The organism is Rahnella sp. AN3-3W3 (genome assembly GCF_003263545.1).
In the GTDB taxonomy this organism is placed as follows: Bacteria; Pseudomonadota; Gammaproteobacteria; order Enterobacterales; family Enterobacteriaceae; genus Rahnella; species Rahnella variigena.
In genome coordinates this window covers 1-10,239 of sequence record NZ_JYDG01000127.1, presented here as the reverse complement: position 1 = coordinate 10,239, position 10,239 = coordinate 1, and the positions used below count along the sequence as shown (strand labels likewise).

At 53.5% G+C, this 10,239-nt stretch carries 12 protein-coding genes and 1 riboswitch; of the genes, 2 read left to right on the top strand and 10 right to left on the bottom strand.

All coding sequences use genetic code 11. The features are described from left to right. Positions 1 to 291: 291 nt before the first annotated feature. The 6 genes from UC15_RS24570 to moaA form a co-directional block, all read right to left on the bottom strand. The gene (locus UC15_RS24570; protein WP_013576373.1) at positions 292 to 1,002 is read right to left on the bottom strand and encodes a Bax inhibitor-1/YccA family protein; all 711 of its coding nucleotides are present in this window, start codon (positions 1,000 to 1,002) and stop codon (positions 292 to 294) included. 118 nt (positions 1,003 to 1,120) lie between these two features. Then, positions 1,121 to 1,573 (bottom strand): molybdopterin synthase catalytic subunit MoaE, encoded by a 453-nt coding sequence (gene moaE, locus UC15_RS24565; protein WP_112291721.1) that lies wholly within the window; start codon positions 1,571 to 1,573, stop codon positions 1,121 to 1,123. 1 nt (position 1,574) lies between these two features. Next, positions 1,575 to 1,820 carry a molybdopterin synthase sulfur carrier subunit gene (moaD, locus tag UC15_RS24560; protein ID WP_112291719.1) on the bottom strand — a complete coding sequence of 82 codons (246 nt, stop codon included), beginning with the start codon at positions 1,818 to 1,820 and terminating at the stop codon, positions 1,575 to 1,577. Continuing rightward, complete coding sequence (gene moaC / locus UC15_RS24555) at positions 1,817 to 2,320, bottom strand: cyclic pyranopterin monophosphate synthase MoaC (protein ID WP_112291717.1); 504 nt, start codon at positions 2,318 to 2,320, stop codon at positions 1,817 to 1,819. Before moaC ends, moaD begins: the two co-directional genes overlap by 4 nt. Before the next feature lie 2 nt (positions 2,321 to 2,322). After that, complete coding sequence (moaB, locus tag UC15_RS24550) at positions 2,323 to 2,835, bottom strand: molybdenum cofactor biosynthesis protein B (RefSeq protein ID WP_112291715.1); 513 nt, start codon at positions 2,833 to 2,835, stop codon at positions 2,323 to 2,325. Between the two features lie 31 nt (positions 2,836 to 2,866). Continuing rightward, entirely contained in the window at positions 2,867 to 3,853 is a 987-nt protein-coding gene (gene moaA / locus UC15_RS24545; RefSeq protein WP_112291713.1) for a GTP 3',8-cyclase MoaA, read from the bottom strand. Beyond that, positions 3,843 to 3,999: riboswitch (molybdenum cofactor riboswitch) on the bottom strand. (Overlaps the previous gene by 11 nt.) Positions 4,000 to 4,271: 272 nt before the next feature. On the opposite strand from moaA, the gene yvcK reads away from it, so the two are divergent. Further along, positions 4,272 to 5,180 (top strand): uridine diphosphate-N-acetylglucosamine-binding protein YvcK, encoded by a 909-nt coding sequence (yvcK, locus tag UC15_RS24540; RefSeq protein ID WP_112291711.1) that lies wholly within the window; start codon positions 4,272 to 4,274, stop codon positions 5,178 to 5,180. A 207-nt stretch (positions 5,181 to 5,387) separates the two neighbouring features. On the opposite strand, the gene UC15_RS24535 is transcribed toward yvcK, so the two are convergent. The 3 genes from UC15_RS24535 to UC15_RS24525 form a co-directional block, all read right to left on the bottom strand. Further along, positions 5,388 to 5,756 (bottom strand): VF530 family DNA-binding protein, encoded by a 369-nt coding sequence (locus tag UC15_RS24535; protein WP_013576381.1) that lies wholly within the window; start codon positions 5,754 to 5,756, stop codon positions 5,388 to 5,390. A gap of 66 nt (positions 5,757 to 5,822) precedes the next feature. Beyond that, positions 5,823 to 7,829: an excinuclease ABC subunit UvrB gene (gene uvrB / locus UC15_RS24530; protein WP_112291709.1), complete on the bottom strand. Its 2,007-nt coding sequence runs from the start codon at positions 7,827 to 7,829 to the stop codon at positions 5,823 to 5,825. Between the two features lie 544 nt (positions 7,830 to 8,373). Further along, a complete protein-coding gene (locus tag UC15_RS24525) occupies positions 8,374 to 8,802 on the bottom strand; it encodes a hypothetical protein (protein WP_112291707.1) in 429 nt (142 codons plus the stop codon). Positions 8,803 to 8,818: 16 nt separating this feature from the next. Between UC15_RS24525 and UC15_RS24520 the strand changes: the two genes are divergently transcribed. After that, positions 8,819 to 9,529 (top strand): ABC transporter ATP-binding protein, encoded by a 711-nt coding sequence (locus UC15_RS24520; protein ID WP_112291705.1) that lies wholly within the window; start codon positions 8,819 to 8,821, stop codon positions 9,527 to 9,529. Between the two features lie 4 nt (positions 9,530 to 9,533). Here UC15_RS24520 and bioD read toward each other — a convergent pair whose 3' ends face one another. Beyond that, positions 9,534 to 10,214 carry a dethiobiotin synthase gene (gene bioD / locus UC15_RS24515; protein ID WP_112291703.1) on the bottom strand — a complete coding sequence of 227 codons (681 nt, stop codon included), beginning with the start codon at positions 10,212 to 10,214 and terminating at the stop codon, positions 9,534 to 9,536. Positions 10,215 to 10,239 lie beyond the last annotated feature (25 nt).

Sequence of the window (10,239 nt, the reverse complement as noted above, 5' to 3'; positions counted from 1 at the left end):
GCTCGAAGACCGAGAGAAGGGACCGCACAGCGGCAAGATTTCCAGCCTGTCTCTGCGGCAACTGAAACATAGCCAGCGAGCGGTAGCGCGCAGTTCAAGACGTGGAGATTCCAAAGAGGGCTCGTCATAGCCCTCTTTGGTCGGTTTCGGCACGGTGAGTTATGCGAGCACCGCAATTGAAAAACCGAAACTTTCTCAATCCTTTTTTAAAAGCCGCCCTTTGCCTCGGCTCCGGCATAAAAAAAGGGACACTTCTCAGTGCCCCTCTCAAACGTTTGCAATCAAAAACCGTTACCGGCGGTTGCCGAAAATCCGCAACAGCATCAGGAACAGGTTGATGAAATCGAGATACAACGTCAGTGCGCCAACAATGGAGTATTTACGGAAGTTATCGCGATCATCAGCAGACAACTGCGCACCCATGTTTTTCAGCTTCTGTGTGTCATACGCGGTCAGACCGACGAAGATAAGCACACCGGCGTAAGAAATGATGTTCGCGAGGCCGGAGCTTTTCAGCCACATGTTCACCAGCGATGCCAGCACCAGGCCGATCAGCGCCATGAACAACATGCTGCCGATACCGGTCAGGTCACGCTTGGTCACGTATCCGTAAACACTCATCGCGCCAAACATACCGGCGGCGACAATGAAGGTACCGAAAATCGAATCACCGGTGTAGACCAGGAAAATACTGGAAAGCGTCAGCCCGGTCAGCGCGGAATACAGCATGAACAGACCGGTGGCGACCGTGCCACTCAGGCGATTCACCATGCCGGAAATCACGAAGACCAGCGCCAGCTGCGCGATGATCAAACCGAAGAAAGTAATCTGGCTGGAGAAAACAAAACTCATGATTTTCTCAGAGCCGGAGGCGTACCAGGCCACAAATGCGGTCAGCAGCAAACCACAGAACATCCAGCCATACACTTGCGCCATGTACGCCTGAATGCCGGTATTCGCGCGTTCAACAATTGAACCGTTACTGCGTGGATATCGATCCATGATGATTACCCTTTTGCATGGAGGACAAAAAATGAGGCCAGAACAGCCTCCCGATTTTTTAAGCGTATCACAGATAGAGAGAAAAGCATGGAAGGTCTGCGTGCGGTTGAGATGCGATTTACCAGCGCGCCGCGGCCTGTTTATCGCTGTCACGGGCATCAACCCAGCGGTCGCCCTCTTCCGTGGCCTCACGCTTCCAGAACGGTGCGCGGGTTTTCAGATGATCCATAATGAATTCATTGGCTTCAAAAGCCATGCCACGATGCGCGCTGGTCACGCCGACAAACACGATTTCATCGCCCGGATACATCGGCCCGACGCGGTGATAAACCGACACGCGTTGCAGTGGCCAGCGGGTACGGGCTTCAGCAACAATCTCTGCCAGCGCTTTTTCGGTCATGCCCGGATAATGTTCCAGCGTTAACGCGCTGACATGATTACCCAGATTGTGATTTCGCACTTTGCCGGTAAACGTCACCACAGCACCGTCGGCGTCAGATTGCGCCAGCCAGTTGTACTCATCACCCACGCTGAAAGGCGCGGCATCCACAACAATTTTCGTCAGGTCCATCTCAGCCTCCGGTGACCGGTGGGAAGAAGGCCACTTCATCGCCCGCCGTGAGCGGATGCGCCATCGTGGTCAGCGTCTGGTTAACCGCCACCAGTAATTTTCCGGATTCCAGCGCCAGCGCCCAGCGGTCGCCGCGTGCAATCAGCGAGCTACGTAATGCCTCAACCGTCGGAAATTCTGCCGGAAGTTGCAGACCGGAGGTGCCGGTCAGTTCGCGTACCTGCGCGAAGAACAGAACGTCGATCATATTTCCACCTTACCTTCCGCTTTAACTTCCACCTTAAAGTCTCCGGATTTGCCGCCGGTTTTTTCCAGCAGGCGGATCGGGCCGATCACCATGTCTTTCTGCACCGCTTTACACATATCGTAAATAGTCAGCGCCGCCACGGAAGCCGCAGTCAGCGCTTCCATTTCCACGCCGGTTTTGCCACTCAGACGGCAGCGGGATTCGATGCGCACGCGGTTATGTTCCGGCTGCGCGTCGAGATTTACTTCCACTTTGGTCAGCAACAGCGGATGACACAGCGGGATCAAATCCCAGGTCTTTTTCGCCGCCTGAATGCCAGCGATACGCGCCGTAGCAAACACATCACCTTTGTGGTGGTTGCCGTTAATAATCATCGCCAGCGTACCCGCCGCCATTTCAACAAAGGCTTCGGCTCGCGCTTCGCGAACCGTTTCGGCTTTACCGGAGACATCCACCATGTGCGCGTCGCCGGAAGCATTAATGTGAGTGAGTTCAGACATACTTATTTCTTCAAATGTGGAGTGAAATTGCATGGTCCCTGACGGGCGTCGAGCTGCGCTTCAATGATGTTGTCCCAGGCAGTCTGGCAGGCGCGGGTCGAGCCGGGCATGGCGAAAATTACCGTCTGGTTGGCGATGCCGCCAATGGCGCGCGACTGAATGGTCGAGGTACCGATATCTTCAAACGACACCATGCGGAACAACTCGCCAAAGCCTTCGATTTCGCGGTCAAACAGCGGTTTCAGCGCTTCCGGCGTATTGTTGCCGGCGTTAAAACCGGTACCGCCATTGATCAGAATCGCCTGGATTTTTTCATCCGCTATCCACGCAGAAACCACGGCGCGGATGCTGTAAATGTTCTCTTTGACGATTTGCTGTGCGACGACGTGATGCCCGCTTTCGGTCACGGCCTCTTTCAGGTAATGCCCGGACGTGTCTTCAGCGTCGGTGCGGCGGTCGGAAACCGTCATGATCGCCACAGATAAAGGCAAAAACTCTTTACTGGCTTTGCTCATCAGTTTGCTCCTTAAACGATTAATGCCGGACTCAGCCGCCGATAAACGACAGGTTCTGGGTAATTCCGGTATTGCCTTCATGCAGGAAGTGAGTTTGTTTTTTGCGGCTCAGGCCGCCCTGAATGCGGTCCATCAGATCGTCCTGCTGCATGTCGTTGGCTAATAAATCACGCAGAGGGATGCCCTGCTCGCCGAAAAGACACAAATGCAGATTGCCGATGGCAGACACGCGCAGCCGGTTACAGCTGGCGCAGAAGTCTTTTTCGTACGGCATGATCAGACCGATTTCACCGAGATAATCCGGATGGCTGAAAACCTGCGCGGGGCCGTCGCTGCGGGAGCGAACCTGCAACTGCCAGCCCTGACGCACCAGCTGTTCGCGAAGCACTTCGCCCGACACGTGATGTTTGCGGAACAGATCGCCGCCGTCGCCGGTTTCCATCAGTTCGATGAAACGCAGCTGGATCGGACGGGTTTTGATCCAGTCGAGGAACGTGTTCAGGCTGGCGTGATTCACATCGCGCATTAGCACGGTATTGACTTTCACCTTGCTGAAACCGGCGTCAAAAGCCGCGTCGATTCCGGCCATCACATCGCGGAATTTATCCTGACCGGTGATGGCGTGAAACTGGCGGGCGTCGAGACTGTCGACGCTGACGTTGATGTTGGTCAGACCGGCATCGCGCCATTTATCGATATCACGCGCCATGCGATAACCGTTAGTGGTCACCGCGAGGGTTTTGATGGAAGGATTTTCGCGCACTGCGGCAATGATCTCGCAGAAATCGCGGCGCAGCGACGGTTCTCCACCGGTCAGGCGCACTTTTTCTGTCCCTAAGTGAGCGAACGCGCGGCTGACCCGACGGATTTCATCGAGCGAGAGAAAACTTTTATTGCTGTGTCCGTGCGGCTTGTAGCCGTCCGGCAGACAATAGGTGCAACGAAAATTGCACACGTCTGTGATCGACAGCCGCAAGTAATAAAACTTGCGGGCAAAAGCATCAGTAAGTTGAAGCACCTTAACACCTTTCCAGATACGGGAGATGCGGGCATTTCTGCCATACACCCTGGTGACTTTCGTCACGGCCAGGGCTCCATATTGTTTCTGTGGGAACGACGTCAGAAAGGCAACTTAGGAACCAGGGCTAGGAGTTGATTCATCCGATCCATAGCGGAGCGATGATGAATACGGGGGTAACGGGGCATATTCTAACGCCGCAAAGTCCAGATCGCCAAGATGGTTTTTCGTTATGCATTTTGATATATAACGATTTTTCACGACAAAAGACAGCATTTTCAAGGCTAAAAGCGTTTGATTTTGAATACGCTGAGTCTGCAAATGTCGTGCCCTTAAGTGATAACATCTTGTTGCAAAGTTAGGTAAAATCCCCGCAGAAAATTGATTTATATCGCCACTCCCCATCGAAAGGAAAACCATGCGTAACCGAACATTAGCAGACCTCGACCGGGTGGTGGCGTTAGGCGGAGGTCACGGGCTTGGCCGCGTGATGTCCTCCCTCTCCTCTCTCGGCCCGCGTCTGACCGGCATCGTGACCACCACGGATAACGGCGGTTCGACCGGCCGCATACGTCGTTCCGTGGGTGGCATTGCCTGGGGCGATATGCGCAATTGCCTGAATCAGCTGATTACCGAACCGAGCCTGGCCTCTGCGATGTTTGAATATCGCTTCAGCGGGCAGGGCGAACTCGACGGGCATAATCTGGGGAATCTGATGCTGCGCGCGCTCGATCACCTGACCGTGCGTCCGCTTGAAGCGATCAATCTGGTGCGCAGTCTGCTGAAAGTGGATGCCGAATTGATCCCGATGTCAGAACAGCCGGTCGATCTGGCCGCCATTGATGCCAACGGTGAAACGGTTCACGGCGAAGTGAATGTCGATAAACTGACGCAGATCCCGCGAGAACTGCGGCTTGAACCTCAGGTGCCGGCCACGCGCGAAGCGTTGCAGGCGATTGCAGAAGCTAATCTGATCCTGATTGGTCCCGGCAGTTTCTTCACCAGCCTGATGCCGCTGTTGCTGATGAATGACCTCACCACAGCGCTGCGTCGCAGCCGTGCGCACATTGTGTATATCGGCAATCTGGGGAAAGAACTCAGCGTCGCCGCGGCGTCTCTGACGCTGGATAACAAACTGGATATGATCGAAACGCGTATTGGCCGCCGTGCGGATGCCGCGATTGTCGGTCCGAAAGTGACTGTTGGCGGAAGCGCCGCTGAACATCTGATTATTCAGAGCCCGCTTGAAGCCAGTGATGTGCCCTATCGCCATGACCGCGATATGTTGCGGGCGGCCATCGAAGAAGCGCTGCAAAAGATGCTCTGATTTACTGAATAGCAGAAACAGGAAAGGCCGCGCGATGCGGCCTTTTTTGCGTCCGGAAACTGAATTTACTGCCAGTCAGCCAGGATCTCAGCGGTAGTTTTCACGGTAACCGGATTCCCCACCCCGTTTTGCATATCGATCACGATAAGAACCCGTTGCTCTGACACGATCCTTCTCCTCAAATGAACAGAATGAAATACGCGTAAATTACTTTTTCACCAGCGGATGGTTATTCCACGGGCTGTCAGCAGCCGGTTTGGCGGTACTGACTTTTGGCTTTTGCGGAGCCTGTGCTGAGAGCGGTGTGCGGCGCTTGCTGCGGGTCATGTCCGGGCGCAGATGACCTTCGATGAAATCCAGATACAGCGTTTCCACTTCCTTGCGCGCCCACGGCGTACGGCGCAAGAATTTAAGGCTGGATTTCACACTCGGGTCACTTTTAAAGCAGTTGATATTCACCTGCGAGGCCAGCGCCGGCCAGCCAAAGTTATCCACCAGCGTTGTCAGCAGTTTTTCCAGCGTGACGCCGTGCAGCGGATCTTTCGCTGCGCCAGGATTTTGTGGTGTGTCAGTCATTGGCTCGCTCTTCGTTAAAATGTCTGGGTCATGATTTTTAAGCCGCGCAGTCTACCACCCTTCTCGTTATGAAATCGCAATAAACTGCTCGCGCAAGGCATGCAGTTCGTCGCGGGTATTGGCTGCTTCTTCGAATTCCAGATTCTGCGCGTGCGCATACATCTTGCTTTCCAGCTCTTTGATGCGTTGCTCCAGCGCTTTCGGCGTAAGCGATTTGAAGGTCTGCGCCGCTTCTGCATCGCGTTTGTCTTTGTTCTTTTTGGTCTTAGGCTGACCGAGTTGCAGGATGTCGGAGATCTTCTTGTTCAGCCCCATCGGCGTGATGCCGTTTTCGAGGTTATACGCTTCCTGTTTGGCGCGGCGACGTTCGGTTTCTTCAATGGCGCGGGCCATCGAGTTGGTAATTTTATCACCGTAGAGAATCGCTTTACCGTTGAGGTTACGCGCCGCACGGCCAATGGTCTGGATCAGCGAGCGTTCAGAACGCAGGAAGCCTTCTTTGTCCGCATCCAGAATGGCCACCAGCGACACTTCCGGCATATCCAGCCCTTCTCGCAGTAAGTTGATGCCGACCAGCACATCGAATTCACCCAGACGTAAATCGCGGATGATCTCCACACGCTCGACGGTATCGATGTCAGAGTGCAGGTAACGTACTTTCTCGCCGTGTTCTTCAAGATACTCGGTCAGGTCTTCCGCCATACGCTTGGTCAGCGTAGTGACCAGCACACGCTCGTTAACCGCCACACGTTTACGAATTTCAGACAGCAAGTCGTCCACCTGGGTGGTCACCGGACGCACTTCGATGATCGGGTCCAGCAGACCGGTCGGACGCACGACCTGATCGACCACATCATCACCGGATTTCTCCAGTTCGTATTTACCCGGCGTGGCCGAGACATAAATACTTTGCGGCGCCAGCGCTTCGAATTCCTCAAAGCGCATCGGGCGGTTATCCAGCGCGGAAGGCAGACGGAAACCGTATTCAACCAGCGTTTCTTTACGCGAGCGGTCGCCTTTGTACATCCCACCTATTTGCGGGATGGTCACGTGGGATTCATCAACAATCAGCAAACCGTCAGCAGGCAGATAGTCGAACAGCGTCGGAGGTGCCTCGCCCGGCCCGCGCCCTGAAAGGTAACGCGAGTAGTTTTCGATACCGGAGCAATAACCCAGCTCGTTCATCATTTCGAGATCAAACTGCGTGCGCTGGCTGATACGCTGTTCTTCCAGCAGTTTGTTATTGGCCAGCAGCACTTTACGGCGATCCGCCAGTTCGACTTTGATTTCTTCCATCGCCTGCACGATACGTTCGCGTGGGGTCACGTAGTGCGTTTTCGGGTAGATGGTGAAACGCGGCACTTCGTGCTGAACCTGACCGGTCAGCGGATCAAACAGCGACAGACGTTCGACTTCCTGATCGAAAAGTTCGATGCGCAGCGCCAGATCATCAGATTCTGCCGGGAACACATCAATGACTTCGCCGCGCACGCGGAAAGTACTGCGCTGGAAAGCCTGATCGTTACGGGAATATTGCAGCTCCGCCAGACGCCGTAAGATGGCTCGCTGATCGATAATCATCCCTTTGGTCAGATGCAGCATCATTTTCAGATACAAGTCTGGATCACCCAGACCGTAGATGGCAGAAACTGACGCTACCACGATGACATCCCGGCGTTCCAGCAGGGCTTTAGTCGCGGAAAGACGCATTTGCTCAATGTGTTCGTTCACTGAGGCGTCTTTTTCAATAAACGTGTCTGAGCTCGGGACATAGGCCTCGGGCTGATAGTAATCGTAGTAGGAGACAAAATATTCAACCGCGTTCTCCGGAAAGAACTCTTTCATCTCGCCATAAAGCTGCGCCGCGAGCGTTTTGTTCGGGGCAAGCACCATCGTTGGACGGTTCAGGTCAGCAATCACATTCGCCACGGTAAAAGTTTTGCCTGAACCGGTCACCCCGAGCAACGTCTGGTGCGCCAGCCCGTTCTCCAGCCCTTCTTCCAGGCGGCGTATCGCCTCAGGCTGATCGCCTGAAGGTTTAAATTCGGAATGCAGTTTGAACTCTTTACTCATGACGGGCTACCTGACTGAAATGAAAATGCACAAGGCCGTACGGGCTGAACCGGTGAACAGTTCGGGGAAAAATAGTATGAAAGACTTGGCAATTTTTGCCAGTCCAAATTTAACCGCCGTTATAATACTGTATATAAAACCAGCTTCCAATCGATAAAATCAGCACCTCTTTTAACATCTTGCTGCCACTGCACTTTTTTAGGTTATGGCAAATGAGAAATCTCACCATCAGTTGACATTTTTATCCCGATATTTACCGCTATTCACTTTCTGACCACAGCTTGACGAAGATTGACACAACTGTGACGAACGAATTACGCCTGTATTGCTTTTAACTAACTCATTGATATAAAACAACATCATCAAAAAGCTGCGAATACGGGCAAACTGAGCGCAAGCCGCGTCCTGACTCGTCTGTAGCAACTTTTCTTACTCTCATGCACAAGGTTATCCACAGGAATAGTGGATAAGTCTCAGTACACCAGGCGCGGCGGGAGTTGGTAAAAAACCATTTTTTGCTCCGTCAGCGCCTGAGAGCTCTTTTTTAGTTATTTTTTATCTTTTTTATCTCCTTATTTATGCCTATTTCGCCTGGATTTCCGAGCGGATGTTCCTTGCAAAACCCAAAAGTGCATCTGATCAGGATTTTCCAGCTTCTCAACGGCGCAAACCTTGCACCAAAATTAGTGAAACCGGCACTGCCAAAGTGCAGTTTCCTTTTACAACGGCTCACGCCGAATCTCCAAATCCTGACAATACTCATGAATAATCCTAAATCATCCGTACGTGGCCTGTTAACAGCCACGTAACGTCTCTTTTTATCACTGCCTGGTAAAACTTGGCCTGAGAGTTGCAAATTCACTCTTTGAAGAGATTTCGTGAAGGATTCCCCTGTAGAACGCGCATACAGCGGAACATAAATGTCAGAAACATGACAGTGGCCGTCAAAATGCAGTCCGGTGAAAAGCGCCATGAGGGAGGTATGTCTGATGTTAAGTGTAAAATCCGTTAATCAGTACTATGGGCAAAAACATATTCTTTGGGACATCAATCTCGAACTGTATCGCGGGCAATGCACCTGCCTGATCGGGCGAAATGGCGTGGGCAAAACGACGCTGATCAATTGCATCATGGGGCATCTTCCGGTGAAAAGCGGCGCAATTTCCTGGCAATCGCGTGATGAAGAGCCGCAAAGTCTGCTGAATCTGCCAGTGGAAAGCCGCGCACAGATGGGTATCGGTTATGTACCTCAGGGGCGGCAGATTTTTTCGCAGATGAGTGTCGATGAAAACCTGCAAATCGCCATGATGGCGAGCAGGAATAAGACGCGTCGGGTGCCTGAAGAAGTCTATGACCTGTTTCCGGCCTTAAAAGAGATGGGCACGCGTAAGGCAGGAGAGCTTGATGAAAGCCAGCAGCAACAGCTGGCCATTAGCCGGGCGCTAGTTCAGGAGCCGGAATTACTGATACTGGATGAACCGACCGAGCACACCAGCGCATCGATGGCGGCGAACATGGGCAATATTATTCACCGCCTGAACCGGGATCTGGGTCTGACATTATTGCTAGTCGGCCACAAACTGCCGTTCATCCGCAGCGTCGCCGACCGGTTCTGTCTGGTCGATGGCGGCCGCGATGTCGCACAGGGCACGCTGGCACAGCTCGACGATCAGTTAATCAAAAACTATCTGACGGTCTGATGTTTCACGCCGTGAGACGGTCAAGATCCAGATATTGTCCCAGATTAACGTCCAGTCCGGCGCTCAGGTACGGGATCTCGCCCAGCAGCGGCGCAGGCAGCATACGCGTGAGCGTATCCATATACGCCTGATGATGCTTCCCCGTTTCCTGCACGTCGTTGGCTATCCAGCCCGCCAGATGCAATCCGCTTTGTGCGATGGCCTGCGCCGTCAGCACCGCGTGGTTAATGCAGCCGAGGCGCATTCCCACCACTAACACCACCGGCAACTGCTCGGCGATAACCCAGTCAGCAAAGGTATAATCCGCGGTCAGTGGCGTATACCAGCCTCCCGCACCTTCCACAATCACCCAGTCCGCCAGCGGTTCCAGATGACGTAAACCTGCGGATAACACCTGCGGGTCAACCGGACGCTTTTCCAGTTCGCTGACGATGTGCGGTGAGGTCGGTTCGATAAAAGTGCACGGGTTCACTTCGTCATAACGCAGACCCACGGTGCTGTAAGCCTGCAATGCCAGAGCATCGCTGTTACGCGGCCCTTCGGCGGTCATTTCACTGCCAGATGCCACCGGTTTGTATCCGGCGGTTGTGTGTCCGGCACATGCGGCGGCCTGCAAGAATGCGGTGGTCGCGACGGTTTTCCCGACTTCAGTGTCGGTGCCGGTAATGAAGTATTTTTGTTTCATGAAAAGCCTGGGGTTGGTTGGCTCC